This is a genomic window from Massilia phyllosphaerae, assembly GCF_034659755.1.
In the GTDB taxonomy this organism is placed as follows: Bacteria; Pseudomonadota; Gammaproteobacteria; order Burkholderiales; family Burkholderiaceae_D; genus Telluria; species Telluria phyllosphaerae.
This window is the reverse complement of the sequence record NZ_JAXSQX010000003.1, coordinates 603,943-626,276: the sequence shown is the minus strand read 5'-3', so window position 1 is coordinate 626,276 and position 22,334 is coordinate 603,943. Positions and strand designations below refer to the sequence as shown.

Annotated in this window: 14 protein-coding genes and 1 riboswitch; of the genes, 5 read left to right on the top strand and 9 right to left on the bottom strand. The window is 64.2% G+C overall.

Features of this window, described 5'->3' with window-relative positions; translation table 11 throughout:
• Positions 1 to 53: 53 nt before the first annotated feature.
• Positions 54 to 265: riboswitch (cobalamin riboswitch) on the bottom strand.
• 201 nt (positions 266 to 466) lie between these two features.
• Together U1H99_RS15380 and U1H99_RS15375 are read left to right on the top strand one after the other, a co-directional pair.
• The gene (locus tag U1H99_RS15380; protein ID WP_323142590.1) at positions 467 to 826 is read left to right on the top strand and encodes a DUF1428 domain-containing protein; all 360 of its coding nucleotides are present in this window, start codon (positions 467 to 469) and stop codon (positions 824 to 826) included.
• A gap of 591 nt (positions 827 to 1,417) precedes the next feature.
• Positions 1,418 to 2,602: a hypothetical protein gene (locus U1H99_RS15375; protein ID WP_323142589.1), complete on the top strand. Its 1,185-nt coding sequence runs from the start codon at positions 1,418 to 1,420 to the stop codon at positions 2,600 to 2,602.
• A gap of 392 nt (positions 2,603 to 2,994) precedes the next feature.
• Here U1H99_RS15375 and U1H99_RS15370 read toward each other — a convergent pair whose 3' ends face one another.
• The 3 genes from U1H99_RS15370 to U1H99_RS15360 all read right to left on the bottom strand — a co-directional run bounded on the left by U1H99_RS15370 (position 2,995) and on the right by U1H99_RS15360 (position 5,367).
• Positions 2,995 to 3,159, bottom strand: a complete 165-nt coding sequence (locus U1H99_RS15370; RefSeq protein ID WP_323142588.1) for a hypothetical protein — start codon at positions 3,157 to 3,159, stop codon at positions 2,995 to 2,997.
• Positions 3,160 to 3,290: 131 nt separating this feature from the next.
• Complete coding sequence (ssb, locus tag U1H99_RS15365; protein WP_323142587.1) at positions 3,291 to 3,809, bottom strand: single-stranded DNA-binding protein; 519 nt, start codon at positions 3,807 to 3,809, stop codon at positions 3,291 to 3,293.
• Positions 3,810 to 4,053: 244 nt separating this feature from the next.
• On the bottom strand, positions 4,054 to 5,367 hold the full coding sequence (locus U1H99_RS15360; protein ID WP_323142586.1) for a PQQ-binding-like beta-propeller repeat protein: 1,314 nt from the start codon (positions 5,365 to 5,367) through the stop codon (positions 4,054 to 4,056).
• Between the two features lie 394 nt (positions 5,368 to 5,761).
• Between U1H99_RS15360 and uvrA the strand changes: the two genes are divergently transcribed.
• Entirely contained in the window at positions 5,762 to 8,611 is a 2,850-nt protein-coding gene (gene uvrA, locus U1H99_RS15355) for an excinuclease ABC subunit UvrA (protein ID WP_323142585.1), read from the top strand.
• A gap of 159 nt (positions 8,612 to 8,770) precedes the next feature.
• Here uvrA and U1H99_RS15350 read toward each other — a convergent pair whose 3' ends face one another.
• From U1H99_RS15350 to U1H99_RS15340, 3 genes are read right to left on the bottom strand one after another with little or no spacing between them, the layout of a single operon-like run.
• On the bottom strand, positions 8,771 to 9,979 hold the full coding sequence (locus U1H99_RS15350; RefSeq protein ID WP_323142584.1) for a cyanophycinase: 1,209 nt from the start codon (positions 9,977 to 9,979) through the stop codon (positions 8,771 to 8,773).
• Positions 9,980 to 9,989: 10 nt separating this feature from the next.
• Positions 9,990 to 12,716: a TonB-dependent receptor gene (locus U1H99_RS15345; protein WP_323142583.1), complete on the bottom strand. Its 2,727-nt coding sequence runs from the start codon at positions 12,714 to 12,716 to the stop codon at positions 9,990 to 9,992.
• Between the two features lie 29 nt (positions 12,717 to 12,745).
• Positions 12,746 to 13,690, bottom strand: a complete 945-nt coding sequence (locus tag U1H99_RS15340; protein ID WP_323142582.1) for a MurR/RpiR family transcriptional regulator — start codon at positions 13,688 to 13,690, stop codon at positions 12,746 to 12,748.
• Positions 13,691 to 13,848: 158 nt separating this feature from the next.
• Here U1H99_RS15340 and U1H99_RS15335 point away from each other — a divergent pair, with 158 nt between their 5' ends.
• Both U1H99_RS15335 and U1H99_RS15330 read left to right on the top strand, forming a co-directional pair.
• Positions 13,849 to 14,967, top strand: a complete 1,119-nt coding sequence (locus U1H99_RS15335) for a succinylglutamate desuccinylase/aspartoacylase family protein (protein ID WP_323142581.1) — start codon at positions 13,849 to 13,851, stop codon at positions 14,965 to 14,967.
• A gap of 10 nt (positions 14,968 to 14,977) precedes the next feature.
• Positions 14,978 to 16,384, top strand: a complete 1,407-nt coding sequence (locus tag U1H99_RS15330; RefSeq protein ID WP_323142580.1) for a YfcC family protein — start codon at positions 14,978 to 14,980, stop codon at positions 16,382 to 16,384.
• 69 nt (positions 16,385 to 16,453) lie between these two features.
• On the opposite strand, the gene U1H99_RS15325 is transcribed toward U1H99_RS15330, so the two are convergent.
• From U1H99_RS15325 to U1H99_RS15315, 3 genes are all read right to left on the bottom strand, one after another.
• Positions 16,454 to 18,034, bottom strand: a complete 1,581-nt coding sequence (locus U1H99_RS15325) for a GH39 family glycosyl hydrolase (protein WP_323142579.1) — start codon at positions 18,032 to 18,034, stop codon at positions 16,454 to 16,456.
• Between the two features lie 162 nt (positions 18,035 to 18,196).
• Complete coding sequence (locus tag U1H99_RS15320; protein WP_323142578.1) at positions 18,197 to 20,167, bottom strand: phosphatase PAP2 family protein; 1,971 nt, start codon at positions 20,165 to 20,167, stop codon at positions 18,197 to 18,199.
• Between the two features lie 286 nt (positions 20,168 to 20,453).
• Positions 20,454 to 22,319 carry a phosphoenolpyruvate carboxykinase (GTP) gene (locus U1H99_RS15315; RefSeq protein WP_323142577.1) on the bottom strand — a complete coding sequence of 622 codons (1,866 nt, stop codon included), beginning with the start codon at positions 22,317 to 22,319 and terminating at the stop codon, positions 20,454 to 20,456.
• Positions 22,320 to 22,334: the final 15 nt, after the last annotated feature.

Sequence of the window (22,334 nt, the reverse complement as noted above, 5' to 3'; positions counted from 1 at the left end):
ACTGAAAGCGGGCGCGCAAGCCGGTCGACAGCGGCTTCCCGTCACCCCGGGGAATGGTGCTGACAATTCGGGCCGGTATTCTGGCTCGCCTTCGTCCTCCTCCGGGCCTTCCCACGATTGCGTCGCAGTGGCGTATTGCCGGAGTCGTCAGGCTTACAGCAGCGGGGGCTGCACCGGAATGACCGCATTTCTCATGCGGCGTCACCGGTTTCCCGTTTAACGCCATCCCCCGACGGGAATGGACGCACCCAAAGTCGGGATATTACACGGATGAGAACCCGCGTGCCAGTCTTGCCATGCCGGATTGTGGCTGGCGCGCCATCGGCAATGCCGCCTCGGCCCGGCCTGCCGGCGCGGCATTGATGCGTAGCCGGCCTTGATCTGCGCCTGATCCGACCGTCGCGGCGGCGGGATTTTCCTGCCGCCGCGACGGTCTATATCGGAGTACTCGTCACAGGAGAACGTCATGCCGTATGTCGATGGTTTTGTGGTGCCTGTTCCACGTGCCAAGCTGGACGCCTACAAGGACATGTCCAGGGCCGCAGGCAGGATCTGGCGCCAACACGGCGCACTCGAGTTCCGCGAATGCATCGGCGATGACGTCAAGCCGGGCAAGCTGACGTCGTTTCCGCAGAGCGTGCTGCTGGAGGATGGGGAGGTGGTGGCGTTTTCGTGGATCTTCTACGCATCGCGGGCCAAGCGCGACGAGGTCAACGACAAGGTGATGAAGGATCCGCGCATGGCCGAGTTCATGAAGCCGGAGAACATGCCTTTCGATGGCAAGCGGATGATTTATGGCGGGTTTGAGATGGTGGTGGATGTGTGATGCCGATTGCATAAAAAATCCCCGCAACCTGAAAAACTGCGGGGATTCTTTCATCGGTACGTGAAAAACGCGGCGCGATCAGAACGGTTATCCCCACCAAAATTGTGGGTTGCGCCGACCCGCCACTCCCGAAACGCCCTTGAGTTAGCACTGCATATGTTGGTTGCAGCATAAATCTTGGATTCCTCGGTCAAACAGCTGTTTTATCATCAGTTTGTGGGTAGCTGCTCATTCGCCAGTGGCTAGCCAGCTTTGGGGGAAATACGAGCGGCGCAACCGCGTCCGGCCGCCTATATGACAACGGCCGATCCGAATTCTGGTTTGGGTCGCCAAGGCCTACCCTAGAACGTGGATAGTAGGATCGACCTACTGGATTTCAGCGCCAGTTCATCAGGAATGAATGCGCAGCGGCAGAACATCGCCAGGATATTCTGATCGGCAGCGAATTCGCTGTAAATTTTGGGTGAGTCCTTAGTTCATCGTTTATGCAAGGTGCGTGATGCAGATCAAGCTTATTTGAAGCCCAAAAAGCTTGGTTCATGATCTGATGCCGGGGTAAGATTGACGCAGTCTAGGCATCTCTACATCATCATGACCTTCGTCGCCGTCTTGTATTCGGATACGCATCCGCTGATCTTGGTCGATTCTCTGATTTCGAGGCCGGCCAGCGCCGCCGGTGGCATTGCTACGCCGCTGCTCGATACGCTCGATACGCGAGGTGGACTTGGTTACCAGCCCGTGGGCCTGGGCCGCAAGTTTTGGCTGCTGCCGGACAGGAGTTTGTTTTTGTATTCCGGTACGGTCGGTTCGGCGCAAAAATTATTCGATTATTTGTGTACGCTCTTGTCGCCTACGCAGCCTTATGGCCGTGAGATACACCAAGATGCCAGGGAATTTCGTGCAAGGCGTACCGATAAAGCCTTTTCATTCCTGGTCGTGACGCCAAACGGCGAGGACGTCGAGCTGCACCACGATGGTGAGGTGCATCATGATGAGATTCCTACCTATGGTTACGTGCTGGCGATCGGCAGCGGCGCGAAAGAAGGGCTGGAGATTCTGCGGCGGCGTCCTGGCGTGGAGCCCGATTCATCGGATGCGGTAATCGGCAATGCGCTGAATGCGGCAGCGCGCCTGACGCAGGATTACCAGGACGACTGGGGTACCGGTTCGAAGATGTCAGCCGCGTCCTGCGGGGGCTATTTCGAGGTGGTTCCGCCGACAATGTACGAAAGAAGCTACGAATACCTGTATCGCGGTACGGCTCAGCTGTTTCTGAGGTGCGATATTCAAGGGATCCGCTTGAGCCGATTCATCGCTGCCCATCAAAAGGACGAAGAAACCGTCATCGTCGCCGGCAGCGATTTGGCCATTCCGATCGGGGATCTCGGATTTTCCGTTGACCCGGCATCATTACGTGAATATAAGATACGTGCCGATCAAAAGGACAGCGTCAATTCGGTGTCTTTCGACGGCCATTTGTCGTTCGGACATATCGCGTTCCTGATCATTTACGTCGAGGGCTTGCCTGATTGCGGGTTGGCGCATCATGCGTTCCGCACGCTCAGCGTATCGAGCCGCGGTGGCGATCCCATTGCGCTGTTACAGGAGAACGACGACCCTTGGCGGGTCGATGCCACGGGATCGCGGGTCAGCATCGGCCATGTCCTGTTCGAGATTATGGCGATGAAGCCGGCTGACAGTCCTTTGCGCCAGATAACTGATCGCGTCAGAAAGCACATGGTTTGCGGGCGCTGCGCGAGCGACGGGGTGAGCTGACACGTGCTGAGTCGAGCGGCGAGCGAAGGATGGTCAGGCTTCGCATTCTTGGTAGTTTGGGTCCGCTGTTGCGTTTAACCCGCCGGTAATTAATAGCGCCTCAAAGACGAATTTTGGTGACGGGGCCTGGACATTAAAGTCTCTTAGTGCTTATTGACCTTCCTGCGAATGGCGGCGGTACTTAACGCGCGGGGAGGGAGAAATGACCGACTGAAGATTTGTGTCCATAAACGAATTTGTGGACACAATTGATTGTGCCGAAAATTCAATCATGGCCGAGTTACCTTTTGCTCGTCCAGACGGTGTTCAGTAGACGCTTACAGTTAAAAACACTTCAAGGTCTGATCTGTCCATAAGCTCCAGAGCCAAGCGCTCTGGTGACGGCCGGGTTGCTAAGGTGTGCGCGCCGGTACTTGACACTGCTTTAAGCTGGCGGCGATCTGATCAAGCGCATCAGTCGTCTTCTTGATCAAGTAATCCGGCGCGGTGCCGGTCATGCCCCACTTAGCAAGGTGCTGCTCGAACATGAACGAACTGGTTGCGACGAATTTCGTCATCTATCAACCTTTTTTGCCAAGTAGTAGTTGAGCTGGAACCACACTAAACCACAAAACAATGTGTTGGTAAAGAAAAGCCCACATTCCTCACGGAAGTGGGCTTTATCAACAAAAATATAACGATATGGGCCTCAGAACGGAATATCGTCATCCATATCCGAGAAGTTCGCAGCCGGCTTCGGTTGCGGACGGGCTGCCGGTGCCGGCGGCGCCTGGCGCTGCGGGGCCGGACGGCTCGGCGGGGCGTCGTAGCCGCCACCAACGCCACCACCGTAGCTGTCGTCGCCACCGTAGCTGTCGCCGCCGCCCATGCCCTGGCGGCCGCCCAGCATCTGCATGTTTTCAGCAATGATGTCGGTGGCGTAGCGTTCGATGCCGTCTTTATCGGTGTACTTGCGGGTCTGCAGGCGGCCTTCGACGTAGACCGACGAACCTTTTTTCAGGTACTGGCCGACGATTTCGGCCAGGCGGCCGAAGAAGGAAATGCGGTGCCATTCGGTCAGCTCTTTCTGCTCGCCCGAGTTGCGGTCCTTCGATTTGTACGAGGTCGCCACCGCGATGTTGGCGATGGCGTCGCCGCTCGGCATGTAGCGGATTTCCGGATCGCGGCCGAGATTGCCGACGATGATGACCTTGTTGACTGATGCCATGGTGAAACTCCTAGGTTGATCCCCGGCTCTGCGTGTTGACTAAGTGCCGGAGAGGCTGTTGATTTGCGTCCGTTATTATGCCTGTTTGCTTGCCCCGATAGGCAACTTTTTGCAGGTGTTGCAGGCTGGCGGACGCCCCGTTTCCCGACATCCGCTCAGACCACGAAAATGGGGGCGGAGTGCCCCATTTGGAAGAGATACCGGTCAAAATTCCCGAGGTAACAATGCGCTAATTAATGGCGCGTCATGACTGCAGGTTCACCGCCGTGACTGCCCCTTCGAACGGCGTGATGTACAGCACCCCGTTCGGCGAGATCGACAGCCAGCCCCCCTCCGGCGTGCGCCACACGACTTTGCGGGTCGCGATGTCGATGGCATAGGTTCCGCTGTTCGACTGCGGCGTGCTGCTGATGAACAGCAGGTTCCTGGTAGCCAAGATCGCGTTCGACCCTGACGTCGGTGCCGGCGTCGGCATGCTCCACAGCAGCTTGCCGGTTGCCCTGTCGATCGCCTGGATCGCATCGCTGGCAATGCCGTACAGTACGGGTCCCGGCGGCGCGGCCAGTTCCAGCAGTTCCGGACCCTGCCACTTGAAAGTGCCCCGTTTCAGGTCGGTCGCCACTAGGCCGCCCGCGGCGAGTGCGTAGGCGCTGCCATCCGAGACCATGCCCGGCATCGGCGCGTCGGTGAATTGCCGGTGGTGCTCGAGCACCGTTTTGCCGGTGCGGGTATCCACGGCGAGCAGGCCGCCGCTGGAAAAAGCGGCGTACACCCGGTTACCCTCGACGGCCGGGGCAAAGGCATGGTTCGCGGCGCCGGCCCACTCGCTTTCCCACAGCAATGCGTGAGTGGAAACATCGAACTTCGCAAGCAGTTTGCCGCCGGCGCGGTCGTTCACGTAGATGCCGTCACCCGCGATGACCGGGGCCATGCGCAGGTCGGCCGTCGAGTGGCCGGCCGTGCGCCGGGCCGGCATGGTCCGCTTGTCGAGCAGTTTGCCGGTGCGCTGGTCGAAGAACCACAGGGCGTCGCCGTCCAGGCCGGCGGCGCTGCTCAGTACGACCTTGCCGTCGTGGGTGGCCGGCGGGTCGACGATGTCGGGCTGGCCGAGCAGCGCGGTCCAGTTTTGCTTGCCGCTCGCTTCGTCGATCGCATGCAGGCGCCAGGTGCCGGCGGCGTCGCGGACCACGGCGAAAGCCTGTCCACCGTCGAGCGCAAGCTGGGCCTGGGACACCGCGGCGCCGGCAGGCAGCGGCCAGCTGAAGCGGCGCGAGAATTTTGCCGGATCGAAGGTGGCGGGCACGTAGTTGGTGTGCCCCGGATTGCCGCCCGTCGTCGACCAGGCGGGCACGCCCGGGATGGCGGACAGCGCCGTCAGTCGGGCCGGCGCCGGCTGCGGCGCCACGATGGCGGGTGCGTCCACTTGCACCGTCGCCGTCGCCGTGGCCGTGGCCGTGGCCGCGGGCAGGCTGGCCGCGGCGCGGTCGCCGCTGCTGCCGCAACCGGCTTGCACAATGGCGAGCATGATCAGGCCAAGCGGACCCAGAACGGTTTTCATGATTGAAGCCAGGAACGAAGTATGAAAGGGCGGGAAGTATTCCACTGACAGCCACACCACTCAATTCCATAGCCTCAGATACCAAAAGTCATTAAGTAATTCATACTTTTTATAAATCACCATCCATGCACCACAAATTTATTTTCAGATTTTGATCGCTTTGTCATTGAAGAGCGCTTGAAACAGCCCACATAGATGCGGTCCCCGTGGAATCCGTTGCGTCTGCTTGCAAGACTGCCATGCAAGGATATTCACGCTGGCACGAGCGCTTCAGCGGCACGTACGGGCAAGAATAAAACCGGCTATAGTTAACGGTTCTCCCCGATTGGCCCGCCCACCGCGACAGTCTCGTGCGCCGGCCCTCAAACCATGTGAAAGGCTTCAAAACAAGCTAATGGAAGAAATCCGAATCCGCGGCGCCCGCACGCACAATCTCAAGAACATCAACCTCGATCTGCCGCGCAACAAGCTGATCGTGATCACCGGCCTGTCGGGTTCCGGCAAGTCCTCGCTCGCGTTCGACACGCTGTACGCCGAGGGCCAGCGCCGCTATGTCGAATCGCTGTCGGCCTACGCACGCCAGTTCCTGCAGCTGATGGAAAAGCCGGACGTCGACCTGATCGAGGGCCTGTCGCCCGCGATCTCGATCGAGCAGAAGGCGACATCGCACAATCCGCGCTCGACCGTCGGCACCGTCACCGAGATCCACGATTACCTGCGCCTGCTGTACGCGCGCGTCGGCACGCCCTACTGCCCGGACCACTCGCACGAGCCGCTGGCCGCGCAGACCGTGTCGCAGATGGTCGATGCCGTGCTGGCCATGCCGGAGGGGACCAAGCTGATGATCCTGGCGCCGGTCGTGGCCAACCGCAAGGGCGAGCACGGCGACCTGTTCCAGGCGATGCAGGCCCAGGGCTTCGTGCGCTTCCGCATCCAGAGCGGCACCGGCACGGCCAAGATCTACGAGATCGACGACCTGCCCAAGCTGAAGAAGACCGAAAAGCACACGATCGACGTCGTCATCGACCGCATCAAGGTCAATGACGAGATCAAGCAACGCCTGGCCGAGAGTTTTGAAACCGCGCTGCGCATCGCCGACGGCCGCGCCGTGGCGTATGAAATGGATACCGAGAAGGAGCACATCTTCTCGAACAAGTTCGCCTGCAACGTCTGCGGCTATTCGCTGCAGGAGCTGGAGCCGCGCCTGTTCTCCTTCAATAACCCGATGGGCGCCTGCCAGGAATGCGATGGCCTGGGCCACATCGAGTTCTTCGATCCGAAGCGCATCGTGGCTTTCCCGAACCTGTCGCTGGCGTCCGGCGCCGTGAAGGGCTGGGACCGCCGCAACCAGTTCTACTTCCAGATGCTGACCAGCCTGTCGCAGCACTACGGCTTCGACCTGGATAAACCGTTCGAGCAGCTGCCGAAGGCGGCCCAGGATGCCGTGCTGTTCGGTTCCGGCAAGACCGCGGTGCCGTTCGCCTACGTCAACGAGCGTGGCCGCACCGTGATCCGCGAGCACACCTTCGAAGGCGTGGTGAACAACCTGCAGCGCCGCTACCGCGAGACCGATTCGATGGCGGTGAAGGAAGAGCTGGCGAAGTTCATCAACGAGAAGGAGTGCCCGACCTGCAACGGCGCGCGCCTGCGTACCGAAGCGCGTTACGTCAAGATCGGCAACGGCGCCCAGCAGCGCGCGATCTACGAGGTCGCCAAGACCCCGCTGCGCGACTGCCTGAAGTACTTCGACGGCCTGGAACTGACGGGCGCCAAGAAGGACATCGCCGAGCGCGTGATCAAGGAAATCGTGGCGCGCCTGAAATTCCTGAACGACGTCGGCCTGGATTACCTGTCGCTCGACCGCAGCGCCGACACCCTGTCGGGCGGCGAGGCGCAGCGTATCCGCCTGGCGTCGCAGATCGGTTCCGGCCTGACCGGCGTGATGTACGTGCTGGACGAGCCGTCGATCGGCCTGCACCAGCGCGACAACGACCGCCTGATCGCGACGCTCAAACATTTGCGCGACATCGGCAACAGCGTGCTGGTGGTCGAGCACGACGAGGATGCGATCCGCACCGCCGACTACATCGTCGACATGGGGCCGGGCGCGGGCGTGCACGGCGGCGCCGTGATTGCCGAGGGTTCGCTCAAGGACATCATGAAGAACAAGGAGTCGCTGACGGCGGCTTACCTGTCCGGCAAGAAGAAGATCCACGTGCCGAAGAAGCGCACCGTGGCCGATCCGGACCGTCAGATGGTGATCACCGGCGCCACCGGCAACAACTTGAAGAACGTGTCGCTGGAGCTGCCGGTCGGCCTGATGACTTGCGTGACCGGCGTCTCGGGTTCGGGTAAATCGACGCTGGTGAACGACACGCTGTACCCGGCCCTGTCGCGCCACCTGTACGGTTCGCAGACCGAGCCGGCGCCGCACGACGCGATCCACGGCCTCGAGCACTTCGACAAGGTGATCTCGGTCGACCAGGCACCGATCGGCCGCACCCCGCGCTCGAACCCGGCGACCTACACCGGCGTGTTCACCCCGATCCGCGACCTGTTCGCGACGGTGCCGACCGCCAAGGAGCGTGGCTACAGCGCCGGCCGTTTCTCGTTCAACGTCAAGGGCGGCCGCTGCGAAGCCTGCCAGGGCGATGGCGTGATCAAGGTCGAGATGCACTTCCTGCCGGACGTGTACGTGCCGTGCGACGTCTGCCACGGCAAGCGCTACAACCGCGAGACGCTGGAAGTCCAGTACAAGGGCAAGAACATCACCGAAGTGCTGGACATGACGGTGGAAGATGCGCACGAGTTCTTCAAGCCGGTGCCGGTCATCGCGCGCAAGCTGCACACGCTGCTGGACGTGGGCCTCGGCTACATCAAGCTGGGCCAGAGCGCGACCACGCTGTCGGGCGGCGAGGCGCAGCGCGTCAAACTGTCGCTGGAACTGTCGAAGCGCGATACCGGGCGTACGCTGTACATCCTGGATGAGCCGACCACCGGTCTGCACTTCGCCGACATCGACCTGCTGCTGAAGGTGATCCACCGCCTGCGCGACCAGGGCAACACGCTCGTCATCATCGAGCACAACCTGGACGTGATCAAGACCGCGGACTGGATCGTCGACCTGGGACCGGAAGGCGGTGCCGGCGGCGGTACGATCGTGGCGCATGGTACGCCGGAAGAGGTGGCGGAGAATCCGGAGAGTGTGACTGGCAAGTACCTGAAGCCGTTGTTGAAGCAGTAAATGGCGTGGTGGCAGTGCTGTTTTGGCCTGCTACCCTCGCACGTCGCCCCTGCGAAGGCAGGGGCCCAAGTTGCACGCGTTTCGACGGCGCATCGAACTTGGGCCCCTGCCTTCGCAGGGGCGACGTTCATATTGAGCAGGCCTCAATTTGTCCAAGCGTTATTCTGCCGTATAAAACGGCTGCCGCACCCGCACCGGCCGCACATCCATCCTGATCCGGTAAATCGAAAACGCATCCTCGCGGTTGGTGGCGAACTCCCCGCTGTCCGGCATCCGCGTGAACGTGAACTCGAACCCACGCTCGGCCATCGGGCTGCCAGGCGCATCGAAAGCCACGCCGACCGCGCGCTGCTGGTCGCTGTCCACCAGCTTCTCCAGCAGATTCACCACCGTGGTGTTCCCCAGGATATCCGTGTAAAAAATCGGCGGGCGGTGCTCGGGTACCGCTTCGTTGATGCGTTCCTTGCCCGGCCCCGGGTAAAAGGTGCGGGTGGCCAGGTTGAAACGGTCGCCGCTGTCCAGGTAGCTGATGCGCGCGTTGGCAAGGTTGAAGCCGGGCTGCGTCTTGTCGCTGGTGGCCTGCGCCAGCTCGAGCACGATGGCGCCGCGGTAGCCGATCATGGTCACGTCGCGTCCCGGCCCGATCACGGCGGCGGTGTTCTCGTCGATCCCCAGTCCCAGCACGTAATGCTTGGCCAGCATTGCCGGCAGCATGCGCGCGAAGCGGCCGCGCACCAGCAGGTGCTGGTCGACGAAGACGTCGTCGCCGATGAAGCCCAGGCCCGGTGCCACGTCCTTGCCGTCGACCACGCCGTTCTTCAGCACCGGCAGCACCTCCGCCGGCGGATCGTAGAACATGGTGCTGCTCATGATGGCGGCGCCGGCGCTGGTGCCGGCGATGACGCCGCCGCGCCGGTACAGCGTCCACAGCGCGTCCAGTACGGCGGTGTTGCTGCCGTCGGGGTGGCGCAGCGCCGCGGTGATGCGGGCCTGGTCGCCGCCGGTGAAGAACACGCCGCCGGCATCCGCCAGCGCGCGTGCCAGCGCCGGATCGTCGGCATCCTTGCGCACGTCGCGCCCTGCCAGGCGCGGCGCGATCGGCACCACGAAGGCTTGCGCGCCGTGGCGGTTCAGGTTCGTTACAGTGAGCTGGCCTTCGCGCTCGGGATTGCCGGCCGCCGTCGCCAGCACCGCGATGCGCGCGCCCTTGCCGCCCGCCAGCGCGACGATCTTTTGCCACACCGCGGCATTGTCGGCCTGCAGGCCGCCGCCGATGATGACCAGCGATCCCTTGGGCGCCTCGGCAGCCGCCGCGCCCGTCACCACAGCGCCGGCCAGCGCCAGCGCAAAACACAGTCGCTTCAACATGGCCGGCCCATCACTTGAACGCGTAGTTCACGCTCACGAAGGCGCTGCGGCCGCGCGGATCGGTGTAGCTCGGGTCGTAGCCGGCCAGGAAGAAATATGCCTGGTTCGAGAACGGCGGGTCGGTGTTCAGCAGGTTCAGCACGCCGGCGCGCAGCTTCAACTGTTTATTGATCGCCCAGCTGCCGGTCAGGTCCCACAGCGAGTACGACTTGACGTGGTTCGGCGGCAGCAGCGCGTCGGTGTACGGGTCGTAGGTCGTGTTCTGGTCGGTGTAGCCGGACGAGTACTGGTTCGCCAGGGTCAGGCTGTACGGCCCCGCATCCCAATCCAGGCTGATGCGGTGGCGCCAGCGCTGGATCACCTGGTCGTTCAGGAACACGCCGAGGTTGGTGCGATAGGGTTCGTCCGGACCGAACTGGCGATCGTAGCGCAGGATGTAGGTGCCGGACAGGCTGAGACCCAGGCGTCCCCAGGCGCCGCGCTCGCTGTGCCAGTCGGCGCCGAGGTCGATGCCGGCCGTCTTCAGGCGGCCCTGGTTTTCCTTCATCAGCAGGATGTTGGAAATGAAGCCGTCTTCGTCGCGCTGGATATACTTGCCGTTGTAGGCGTCGGGGTTCTCGACGATGACCTGCTCGCCCAGCGTGCTGATCACGTCCTTCTTCTCGATGTTCCAGTAGTCGATCGAGAAATTGGTGCGCTTGTCCAGTTCCACCACGGCGCCGAGCGTGAACTGGCGCGATTTCTCCGGCTTCAAATCCGGGTTCGAACGGCGCTCGACGTTCCACTGGTCGGTACAGGTATCGATGCTGCCTTCCTGGCGCACGCACTGCGGGTCGGTCAGGATGCCGGCCGAGGTGCCGAAGATGGTCGGGCGTTTCAGGTCGGACAGCGAGGGCGCACGGAAGCCGGTGCCGGCCGAGCCGCGCAGCAGCAGCGATTTAATCGGCTGCCAGCGCACGCCGATCTTCGGGTTGGTGGTGTTGCCGACTTCGCTGTAGTGGTCGTAGCGCAGCGCGAACTGCATCTCGAGTTCCTTGGTCAGCGGCGCGATCACTTCGGTGAACACCGAGGCCACCTTGCGCGCATCGTCCAGCGTTTCGACGTCGGCCAGCTGGCCCGGCGCCAGCGTGCTGTCGCGGTCGCCGGCGATGTTGTTCGAACGGAGCAGGTCCGACGGATTGAACCGCTGGCGCTCGTGGCGCAGCTCGCCGCCGACCGCCAGCGCCAGGTCGCCGCCGGCCAGCGTCGACAAGGAGCGCGACATCTTGCCGTCGAGCGAAGTCGACACGCCCTTGGCCTTGCGCGCCTCGTCGTTGATGCGGATGCCGTTAATCAAATCCTGGCCGGCCTGCGACGACGGCGCGAACGGATTGACGGTGCCGCTGCGCACCGCCGCGTCGAACTGGTCGTACAGGACGTAGCCGTTCACGTACTTGTCGTTGGCGCGGTTCTCGGCGCGCGACAAGGCGACGTCGTAGTCCCAGCCCTGCAGGGTGCCGCTGGCGCCCAACACCAGGCGCTGGCCGGTGCTGGTTACTTCGTTGCTGCGGTTGCCGGCTTCGGCCATGCGATAGCGGATGCCGCTGAAGGTAGCGGGCAGGCCGGGACCGGTCAGCGCGTTGCGGTAGGCGGCCGGCAGGATGCTGACCGGCAGGTTGCGGATGCGGACCGGATTTGGCGACAGCACATACTTGGTGCGGGCCTGGGTCTGCACCAGTTCCGCGAACAGCTGGTTGTCCGGATCCAGCTGGAAGGTGGCGCGGCCGATGAAGCCGATCTTGCGCGACTCCGGATAGATCTCGGTGTCTTCCATGTAGTCGTAGCTGCAGCCGGCCGCGCCACCAGGGCCTTTTTCGGCATACACGGTGGCGGGCGGATTACAGTCCGGTGCGCTCGGATTGACCCGGCTGACCCGGCTGCCGGCGGGCAGCAGGCCGGCGCCGATCAGGGCATTGCGCTGGGCGGCCGAGATGTCGATATTCGCCGGGAAGGTGTTACTCGACATCTGCGCCGGCAGCGTGGTGGCCAGCGGACGGTCGCGGATGAAGCTGCGCTGGCTGGAGCGCATGCGATCCAGCTGTTGCACGTCGAGCACGCCGAACACGTTGAAGCGGTCATTCGTCAGGCTGCCGGTGCCGGCGCTGATGCTGGCGGTGCGCTTGCCGGCGCCGCCCTGCTCGGTGCCGGCGGCGGAGGCGGCCACGTCCACGCCGGTGTAATCCTTGCGCGTGATGAAGTTGATCACGCCGCCGATGGCATCGGTGCCGTAGATCGCGGAGGCGCCGTCCTTCAGCACCTCGACGCGCTGGATCGCGCCGGCCGGGATGTTGTTCAGGTCGACGCCGGCATTGTCGCCCGGCGACGCGAAGTTGGCCAGGCGGCGGCCGTTCAGCAGGATCAGCGTCGACGACACGCCAATGCCGCGCATATTGGCGCCGTTGAAGCCGCGCTGGCCGGAGGTGCTGTCCGAGATGCTCGGGCCGTCGGTCAGCGGGGCGGTGTTGGCGCTGATGTTCTTGACCAGTTCGGCGGCGGTGGTGGCACCCATCTTGTCGATGTCCTCGCGCGTGATCAGCTGCACCGGCAGCGCGGTCTCGCTGTCGATGCGCTTGATCGACGAGCCGGTGATCTCGACGCGCTGCATTTTCGGTGCTTCCTGCGCCCACGCGGACTGGCCCATCAGGCCCAGCGCGGTGGCCACGGCCGACGCCAGGACGGTCTTCGACATCTGCTTCATATGCAATGCTCCCTCTCTCGGTGGGTGACTCAGGATTTTTTGGTGCCTCTTTTTTGGGTGCTGCCGCGGATCTGGTGTTCGCCAATCAGGTAGGCGGCAATCGCCCCGGTATGGCGCGCCGCCTTGGCGACATTGGCTTTGTTGGATGTCATCAGCGATACCGCCAGCGCTTCGATGACCGCCAGCGCGGCGCTCGAGCTGCTGGGCAGCACCGGGTGCGTGCTGTGCGCGTACAGCACGTGGTGGCCCAGCGCCGCCAGCGGGGACGCGGGCGAATCGGTAATCGACACGATGGTGGCGCCGCTGTCGCGCGCGAAGCGGGTCAGCGACACCGCGTCCAGCGTGTAGCGCGGCAGCGAGATCACGACCAGCACATCCTTGGCGGTGATGGTGGCCAGGTGGCTGGCGGCGACCTCGGTGCCGCCGCCGACGGCGACGTCGATCACGTGGCGGCAGAACGGCTGCAAATGCATCGCCAGCGCGCCCGCCAGGAACGAGGACAGGCCGAAGCCGAGCACGTACACCGCGCGCGCCTTGGTGAGCATGGCGCCGATGCGGTCGATCCGGTCGCCGGCCAGCGCGGCGCTGGTGGCGGTGATGGCCGCCTCGGCATAGCCCAGGCTTTCCAGTGCCGGAGATTGGACGGCGCGGCGCGCGATGGTGGAACGCAGCTTCTCGACCGGCTGCAGCACCGACTGCAGCGTCTCGGCCACCGCGCCGCGCATCGCCGCGTAGTTCCGGAAGCCGAGGTCGCGCGCGAAGCGGCTGATGGTGGCGGTCGACACCGCGCAGGCCTCGGCCAGTTCCTCGACGCCGAGCGCGGTCACGCGCACCTGGTTGCGCAGCAGGTAGTCGGCGATCGCGCGATTCGACGCCGAGCCCTCGGCCAGCATGCGCCGCAGGGCCTGACCGAGCCCGGACTCGGCAAAGCCGATGTCGGGCGTGGCAGCGCTGGAGGAGGCAGCAGGGGTCATCGTCGCCTTGGAGAAAAAATTAGCTTTTTTACTCTAATCTAGTTGCATTCAAGAACTCAACAAGATTCTGAAAATAATCCTTCATCGATTTACCTTGTGTAAAAATTCATACATAATCGATCGAACAGAGCCATCGACCGGCGTCCGGAGACTGCAATATGCCTATACAAACCCATGCGATTGCAGACGAACCCGGCATCGCCGCCTACGCGCTGACGTCCTGCCATTACGGCAGCTCCGGCCGCGGTAAAAAGGCGTACATCCAGGCCTCGCTGCATGCGGACGAGGTGCCGGCCATGCTGGTGGCCCACGTCCTGAGGCGCGAACTCGAACGGCTGGATGCCGCAGGCCGCATCCACGGCGAGGTGATCCTGGTGCCGGCGGCGAATCCGATCGGCCTGTCGCAGCTGGTGCACGGCACGCCGTTCGGGCGCTTCGACCTCGGCACCGGCATCAATTTCAACCGCGATTTCCGGCACGTCGCCGGCGAGCTGGCGGCCAACCTGGCCGGCCGCCTGGGCAGCGACGCGGCCCGGAACGTCGCCACCATCCGCGCCGCGGCGCGCGCCGCGGTCGACCGCTGGGATGTCAGCGGCGCCACCGCGGTCCTCAAGAAAACGCTGCTGTCGATGGCGATCGACGCCGACGTCGTGCTCGACCTCCACTGCGACAACGAAGCGCTGCTGCACATGTACGCCGGCACCGCGCTGGCCGCGCGCGCCGAACCGCTGGCCGCCCTGCTCGGCGCGCGCGCCCTGCTGCTGTCCGGCGCCTCCGGCGGCGAGCCCTTCGACGAAGCCTGCAGCCGCCTGTGGTGGGACCTGGCCGCTCACTTCGGTCCGGCGATCCCGATCCCGCCGGCATGCGCCGCCATCACGGTGGAGCTGCGCGGCGAGATGGACGTGCGCTACGACTACGCCGAACGCGACGCGCAGGCGCTGCTGCGGTACCTGGCGCACGAGGGCGTGCTCGACCTGCCGCCGGCGGCGGCGCCCGACGCCCTGTGCGCGGCGACCCCGCTCGAAGGCGTCGAGCCTTTATATGCGCCGCAGTCGGGGGTGCTGGTGTTCCTCAAGGCGCTGGGCGACCAGGTGCTGGCCGGCGAAGCGGTCGCCGACCTCGTCAACCCGGTCAGCGGCGCCACCACCACCCTGCGCGCACAGCGCGGCGGGCTGCTGTTCGCCTCCACCGCGCACCGCCACCTGCTGCGCGGCATGCAGGTCTGCAAGCTGGCCGGCGCCACGCCCTTCCGTAGCGGTTCCCTGTTAAGCCAGTGAGGCTATGACCATGCGCCTGCGCCTGCCCAATACCTTTGTCCTGCTGTTCGCGATCCTGGCGCTGATTGCGCTGGCCACCTGGCTGATCCCGGGCGGGAAGTACGATACCCACCTGGTGAACGGCAAGCAGCTGATCGACCCGGCGTCCTTCCACTATGTGGCCAGCAGCCCGCAGGGCCTGGTGGCGCTGATGAAGGCGCCGATCAAGGGCTTCGTCGAAGCGGCGCAGATCATCGGCTTCGTGCTGATCGTCGGCGGCGCCTTTGCCGTGATCCAGAAGACCGAAGCGATCGATACCGCGATCCGCTCGATCGCCAGGGCGCATGCGCACTCGCCGCTGATCCGCGCCACCCTGATCCCGGTCTTCGTCACCCTGTTCTCGCTCGGCGGCGCCACCTTCGGCATGAACGAGGAGGCGATCCCGTTCGTGCTGATCTTCGTGCCGCTGGCGCTGGCGCTCGGCTACGACACCGTGACCGGCGTGTCGATTCCCTTCCTCGGCTCGCAGGCCGGCTTCGGCGCCGCCTTCCTGAATCCATTCAACGTCGGCATCGCGCAGGGCATCGCCGGCGTGCCGGTGTTTTCCGGGATGGGCTACCGCCTGATCGTGTGGGTGACGGTGACCGCGGTGACGATCGCCTTCCTGATGTGGTACGCGGCGCGGGTCAAGCGCACGCCGACGCTCAGCCCGACCTTCATCCTCGACCAGGCCAAGCGCAAGGAACAGCCGGCCGGGCTGTCGGTGGAGCACCCGAATGCGCATATGCCTGAACGCTTGAGCCGGCGCCATGTCGCGGTGCTGGCGATCTTCGCGCTGTCGCTGGGCGCGATGGTGATCGGCGTCGTGAAGTTCGACTGGTTCGTCGACGAAATCGCCGCCCTGTTCCTGGCGATGGCGATCGTCGCCGGCCTGGTGGCGCGCCTCGGCACCGACGACTGGGTAAGCGCCTTTATGCAGGGCGTGAAGGACCTGGCGCCGACCGCGCTGGTGATCGCGATCGCGCGCGCCACCATGATCATCGCGCGTGACGCCCACATCATCGACACCATGCTGCATGGCCTGATGCCGCTGGTAGCGTCGAGCCACCCGGTATTCGCCGCCCAGAAGATGTACCTGATCCAGTCGGTGATCAACTTCTTCATCCACTCGGGCACTGGCCAGGCTGCGCTGACCATGCCGATCATGGCACCGCTGGCCGACCTGGTCGGCGTCACGCGCCAGACCGCGATCCTCGCGTTCCAGCTCGGCGAGCTGTCGACGCCGATGCTGCCGACCTCGGGCATCACGGTCGGCGTGCTGGCCCTGGCGCGCGTGCCCTGGCTGACCTGGGCCAAGTGGATGATTCCGCTGCAGCTGATCTACCTGGTGCTGGCCCTGCTGCTGCTGGTGCCGCCTTGCTTGATGCAGTGGAGCTGAAACACTACCGCTGCTCTCCGCACCACTACCGTCGCCCCCGCCTGCGCGGGGACGACGTTACGCGTCACTTCAGAGCGCCGTCCCGATCTTCACCAGCACCACATCGTTGACCCGCATCGGCACCTGCACGCTTGCCGTGCCATTCGCCCCCACCTTCACCTGGCGCGTTTCCGGCTTGTCCACGGTCAGCGCCTGCAGCTGCGCCACCTGCGACTGGGTGAGGCTCTTCGGCTTGCCCATCTCCAGGTAAGCGGTGTGCGCGTCGTTGGCCTTGAAGCCGGTGCGGTACACCTGCATCGTGTAGCTGCCCGGCTTCATCCCCTTCAGCTCCAGCGCCAGCGGGGTGCCGGCGCGGGTCGGCTGCACCGTCGTGTAATACGGGCGGTTGCTCTTGTTGCCCTGGTCCGGCTTCTGGAAGTCCCAGGCCAGCACCTGCACCCCGCCCTTGGCGTCGCGCGCGACCCAGGACTGCGCATCCGGCGTCTTGACTTCCTGCTCGCCCAGCTGGTGCAGGTATTTGTAGGCGAACCAGGCCGGCTTGCGAATGCCCTGCGGGTTCATCAGGCCGAAGCCGCCTTCGAAGGGCGCGGTCGGCGGACCCGGTTCCTCGAACAGGTCGGAATAAGTCCAGTAGCTCATCCCCTGCAACTGGCCTTCGCTGCCTTTCAGCTTGCTCAGGATGTAGGGGGCGCTCAGGTACGCATCGTGCACCGGGTCGCGCGGCGTGTAGCTGGTGCTCCATTCGGTGAAGTACAGCGGCAGCTTGGGCAGGTAGGAGGCTTCGATTTCGCGCCTCACCTTGCGCACGTCGCCGACGATGGCGTCGTCGGACGCCGACAGCTTGGTGTCGCCCTTGCCGTTTTCGTCGAGGAAGCCGCCATCCACGCCATAGGTGTGGGTGGTGATGAAGTCGACCGCCGCCCCGCTCTTCTGCGTATGCGCCAGGAATTCCGGCACCCAGGCCGCGCCCGCGGTCGACGGCCCGCCCACGCGCAGCTGCGGATCGATCGCCTTGATGGTGCGCGCGGTCAGGTCGTAAAGCGCAAAATAGGCCGGCTGGTCGGCCTTTTCCCAGAAGCCGTCCAGGTTCGGTTCGTTCCACACCTCGAAGAACCAGGTGCGCACTTCGTCCCGGCCGTAACGCTGCTGCAGGTGCCGCACGAAGGCGTCGACCAGCGGCGCCCACTGCGCGTGGTCCGGGTGCGAGGTATTGCCCTTCCAGTAGAAGATGCTGTTATCCGAGGTCTTCATCGCTTCCGGCGTGAAGCCCAGTTCGACGAAGGGCTTGATGCCCATGGCGAGCAGCTTGTCGTACAAATAATCGATCTTGGTCCAGTCGTAGACCGGCTTGCCGCCGACAACTTTATAAGTGCCCAGCACGTCGTGGAAGATGCCGTGGAAGCGGATGTAGCGGAAGCCCAGTTCGTCCTTCGCAGTCTTGAGCTGGGCCAGGCTGTCGTCGCGGATCAGGGTGCCGGGAAAGTCGGAACCGACCGAGAGGTCGGCGAAGCGGTCGCGCGTCACGGTAGGCGCGTTGAGGTCGATCGGAATGCGGCGGGCGGCGTTATCGGCGGCCAGCGCCGGGACATTCAGCGTGGAAGCGAAAGCCAGCGCCAGGGCGCTGCCGAGCAGGGTACGACGTGATCGCATGCTTGTTATCCTTTATGGGCGTCGGTTGTCTCCAAATGAATGTTTGCGCTAACAATTCATTTCGCACAAGAATAAAGGATAAATACTGCGAAGTAAAACAAAACGGCCGGCATCGCCATGCCGGCCGTTTCATCAGGTTTGCATACTTGCCAACTAGGCGGCTTAGCCGTCGATGTGCACCGAGACGCCGGTATTGCTGTACTCCAGCGACGCCTTGTAACCATCGGCGCTGACGCCGCTGAACACGCCCTTGCGCGCTCCTGCGCTCACGACCTGATACGAGCTGCCGACGCTCGGCTTGAAGCCGTTCGCGAAGGTCAGGCGCAGGGTGCCGCCGACGATGGTGAGCGTGCCTTTCACGCTGAGGCTGCCGGCATTCGCGGCGCCCAGCGTGATCTGCAGCGTGCCCTTGTCGAGCTGGGTGTAATTGCCGCCCACGGTGACCGGTGCCGCTGCGCTGCTGGCCACGGTGGCGCCGCCGGCCACATACACGTCGCCGCTGCCGAAGGCCGTCGGCGACAGCGCCTCGAGCGTCCCGCCTTCGACCTGGGTGCCGCCGGTCCAGCTGTTGTTGCCGCCCAGTTTCAGGGTGCCGCTGCCCTGCTTGACCAGCTTGCCGCTGCCACCGATGTCGTTGCGCCAGCGGTCCGAGGCGTTGAAGCCGCCCTTGCTCCCATCCATGTTCAGCACCACGTTGCCGCTAAAGGCGGCGTAGCCGTCGGCGGCGGCGAACAGGTTCAGGCGGCCCCAGCCTTCGGCATCGTCCAGCACCGGATAGCCGGACGCGATCGCCGTGGTCTTCAATACCACGCGGCGCTGGGCGTCGCTCAGGTAAGGCAGGCGGGTTTCGAGCAGCACTTCGGCGCCCTTCGGCACCACGGCCGGCGCATTGGTGGCACCGGTCTGCGGCAAACCATAGGTCATGCGGCGCACGTAGTTGGCCTTGCTGGCGGCGTAGTCGGCGAAGCGGTCGTTGGCGGCGGTGCCCGACACGGCATACGCCGCGAAGGTGTCCGTTGTGGTGTTGGTCAGCTTGATCAGCGTCGTGTGGGCCTGGGTCACGGCGGCGGCACGGGTGGTGACGCCGGCGGCGATGATGTTGGCGGCGGCGACGGCCTGCGCCTGCACGCGGCCGCCCATCACGTCCAGCGGCGAGTGCATGCCGGCCAGGATGCGGCTTTCGCCCAGTTCCAGGCCACGGCCGACCAGTTCCTGGTAGCGCTCGGGCAGCACGTAGGCCATGCCGACCGCGTTGCGGGTCGCCTCGGCCGAGTGGCCGCTAGGGAAGCCGCCGTCGCTGACCGGGGTCGTGCTCTTGGCCGGCACCAGCGCCGGCAGCACCGCGACCTGGCTGCTCCAGCGGTAGGGACGCGCGTACTTGTAGAAGCGCTTGGCCGGTTCGGTCGACCCGTTGCCGCCCATCGCATTGACGAAGTCGACCACCTTGCCGAAGTCGGCATTGGCATCGCCGCCGACGCCGTTGTTGTTGCCGCCGTCGTCGTATTTGACGGTGGTGGCGTCGGCCGGCACGTTGGTGATGGTGGTGGTCGCGCGGCTGGCGCTGCGCCAGGCGTCGGTCAGCGGACCCATGCCTTCGGTCACGCTGTAGCCCTTGTTGCGGCGGTCGTCGAGGTAGGCTTGCACGCCCTGGGCGGCGCTGCGGCCGGCGGTGGCCTTGACCACGTAGTCGATGTTGGCGCTGTGCACGGCGGCGTTGGCGACCGTGCCGCCGTTGCTGCCGTCGTTCGGTACGCCGGTCCAGCTCGATTTCACGACAGCCGGGAAGCCGTCCATCGCGGGTGCGCTGACGTCGGCATCGACGAGTTCGGTCAGCGGTTTCCAGACGTTGAGCATGCCGCCCAGCACGCGCACGCCGGCGTTCGTGGCCAGGGTCGCGTAGCGGGCATCGCCGCGCTGGTTGCTGGCGGCGCTGTCGACGAAGGCCGTGACCTGCGGTACCGGCGCCGTATCGGCTGCGCCCTGGTCGGCCGGCGCGGCCGGGGCAACGCTGACGGGCGTCAGGTCCGGGCCGTCGTTGCCGCCGCCGCAAGCGGACAGCAGCACCAGGATGGCCCCGGCAATGGCGTGGCGGGACGTAGTATGGGCAGTACGGAATGGGGACGTGCGCAGCATGCTTGCTCCAGAATAGTGAACATCGAGTGACGCGCATTATTCCGATGCAATGTGACGTGGCGATGAACATGAAAAAAGGGACAGGCAAATGCCCGTCCCTTCTTCGCTCTTCTTCTTGATATTCGCGGCTGCGGTCAGTGCCCCAGCCGTCGTCTCCCCGCCCGGAACGCTAACAGAACCTTCATGGCTACGTTGTGTCGTCTCGCCGTACTAGCGTACTGTCTTCGACGACACGCCTTGCCCTGAAGGCCCTGTTAGACGTTCCTACTTCTCCGACAGAAATATTTTAACTGGACAACCTTTCTTCCAGCGCACGTTTGGTTGCCACCAGTTCCTGGGGCAATCCATACGCCAATTTATCGAAGAGTTCGGTATGCAGCTTCAGTTCGTCGCGCCAGGCGTCCTTGTCGATGGAGGTGATGCGCTCGAAGGCTTCCTGGCTGAAGTCGATGCCGGTCCAGGTCAGGTCGCCGTACGACGGCGTGGTGCCGAAGATGTGCTCGACGCCGCTGGCCTGGCCCTGCACGCGGTCGAGGATCCACTTCAGCACGCGCATGTTGTCGCCGTAGCCCGGCCATACGAAGTTGCCGGCCTCGTCGGTGCGGAACCAGTTGACGCAGAAGATCTTCGGCAGCGCCGCCGGATTCTTGGCCTGCACTTTCTTGCCGAGGTCCAGCCAGTGCTGGAAGTAATCGCTCATGTTGTAGCCGATGAAGGGCAGCATCGCGTACGGATCGCGGCGCACCACACCCTGCTGGCCGGCCGCGGCGGCGGTGGTTTCCGAGCCCATGGTCGCGGCCATGTACACGCCTTCGGTCCAGTCGCGCGCCTCGGTCACCAGTGGCACCGTGGTCGAGCGGCGGCCGCCGAAGATGAAGGCCGAGATCGGCACGCCGGCCGGATCGTCCCAGGCCGGGTCGATCACCGGGTTCTGGGTCGCGGCCACCGTGAAGCGCGCGTTCGGGTGCGCGGCCTTGGTGCCGGACGCCGGAGTCCAGTCCTTGCCCTGCCAGTCGATCAGGTGCGCCGGGGCTTCCTTGGTCATGCCCTCCCACCAGACGTCGCCGTCATCGGTCAGGGCGACGTTGGTGAAGATGACGTTTTCGCGCAGCGACGCCATGCAGTTGGCATTGGTTTTTTCATTGGTGCCCGGGGCCACGCCGAAATAGCCGGCCTCCGGGTTGATGGCCACGAGCTTGCCGTCGGCACCCGGCTTGATCCAGGCGATGTCGTCGCCGATGGTCGTGACTTTCCAGCCCTCGAAACCGGCAGGCGGGATCAGCATCGCGAAGTTGGTCTTGCCGCAGGCCGAGGGAAAGGCGGCCGCCACGTATTGTTTTTCGCCCTTCGGCGACTCGACGCCGAGGATCAGCATGTGTTCGGCCAGCCAGCCGGTGCCGCCGCCCTTCGCTTCCTGGTAACCCATATTGGAGGCGATGCGCAGCGCAAAGCATTTTTTGCCGAGCAGCGCATTGCCGCCGTAGCCCGAGCCGAACGACCAGATCTCGCGGGTTTCCGGATAGTGGACGATGTACTTGGTGGCATTGCACGGCCAGCGCACGTCCTGCTGGCCGGTGGCAAGCGGCATGCCGACGCTGTGCACGCAGGGGACGAAGTCGCCATCGCTGCCCAGTACGTCGTACACGGCGCGGCCCATGCGGGTCATGATGCGCATGTTGACGGCAACGTACGGCGAATCGGACAGTTCGACGCCGATGTGGGCGATCGGCGAACCCAGCGGGCCCATCGAGAACGGCACCACGTACAGGGTGCGGCCGGCCATGCAGCCGTCGAACAGGCCATGCAGGGTCTGGCGCATTTCCTGCGGATCGGTCCAGTTGTTGGTGGGGCCGGCCTGCTCTTTGGTCGCGGAGCAGATGAAGGTACGGTCTTCGACGCGGGCGACGTCGCTCGGGTCGGAGCAGGCGAGATAGGAATTCGGGCGTTTTTCGGGGTTCAGGCGCTTCATCGTGCCTGCCTCGACCATCTGGGCGCAGAGGCGGTCGTATTCTTCTTCGGAGCCGTCGCACCAGTAGATGGCGTCGGGTTTGGTGAGCGCCGCGATCTCGGACACCCAATTGATGAGCTTGTTATGCTTGATGTAAGCTGGGACGTTCAGTGCGGCGACGCCATGCATGACAGGTTGATTCATGAGGTACTCCAATGC

Coding starts and splice junctions, on each gene's coding strand:
- uvrA (WP_323142585.1), top strand. CDS start 5,762: ATGGAAGAAATCCGAATCCGCGGCGCCCGCACGCACAATCTCAAGAAC.
- U1H99_RS15335 (WP_323142581.1), top strand. CDS start 13,849: ATGCCTATACAAACCCATGCGATTGCAGACGAACCCGGCATCGCCGCC.
- U1H99_RS15380 (WP_323142590.1), top strand. CDS start 467: ATGCCGTATGTCGATGGTTTTGTGGTGCCTGTTCCACGTGCCAAGCTG.
- U1H99_RS15330 (WP_323142580.1), top strand. CDS start 14,978: ATGCGCCTGCGCCTGCCCAATACCTTTGTCCTGCTGTTCGCGATCCTG.
- U1H99_RS15370 (WP_323142588.1), bottom strand. CDS start 3,159: ATGACGAAATTCGTCGCAACCAGTTCGTTCATGTTCGAGCAGCACCTT.
- U1H99_RS15325 (WP_323142579.1), bottom strand. CDS start 18,034: ATGCGATCACGTCGTACCCTGCTCGGCAGCGCCCTGGCGCTGGCTTTC.
- U1H99_RS15350 (WP_323142584.1), bottom strand. CDS start 9,979: ATGTTGAAGCGACTGTGTTTTGCGCTGGCGCTGGCCGGCGCTGTGGTG.
- U1H99_RS15345 (WP_323142583.1), bottom strand. CDS start 12,716: ATGAAGCAGATGTCGAAGACCGTCCTGGCGTCGGCCGTGGCCACCGCG.
- ssb (WP_323142587.1), bottom strand. CDS start 3,809: ATGGCATCAGTCAACAAGGTCATCATCGTCGGCAATCTCGGCCGCGAT.
- U1H99_RS15360 (WP_323142586.1), bottom strand. CDS start 5,367: ATGAAAACCGTTCTGGGTCCGCTTGGCCTGATCATGCTCGCCATTGTG.
- U1H99_RS15320 (WP_323142578.1), bottom strand. CDS start 20,167: ATGCTGCGCACGTCCCCATTCCGTACTGCCCATACTACGTCCCGCCAC.
- U1H99_RS15375 (WP_323142589.1), top strand. CDS start 1,418: ATGACCTTCGTCGCCGTCTTGTATTCGGATACGCATCCGCTGATCTTG.
- U1H99_RS15340 (WP_323142582.1), bottom strand. CDS start 13,690: ATGACCCCTGCTGCCTCCTCCAGCGCTGCCACGCCCGACATCGGCTTT.
- U1H99_RS15315 (WP_323142577.1), bottom strand. CDS start 22,319: ATGAATCAACCTGTCATGCATGGCGTCGCCGCACTGAACGTCCCAGCT.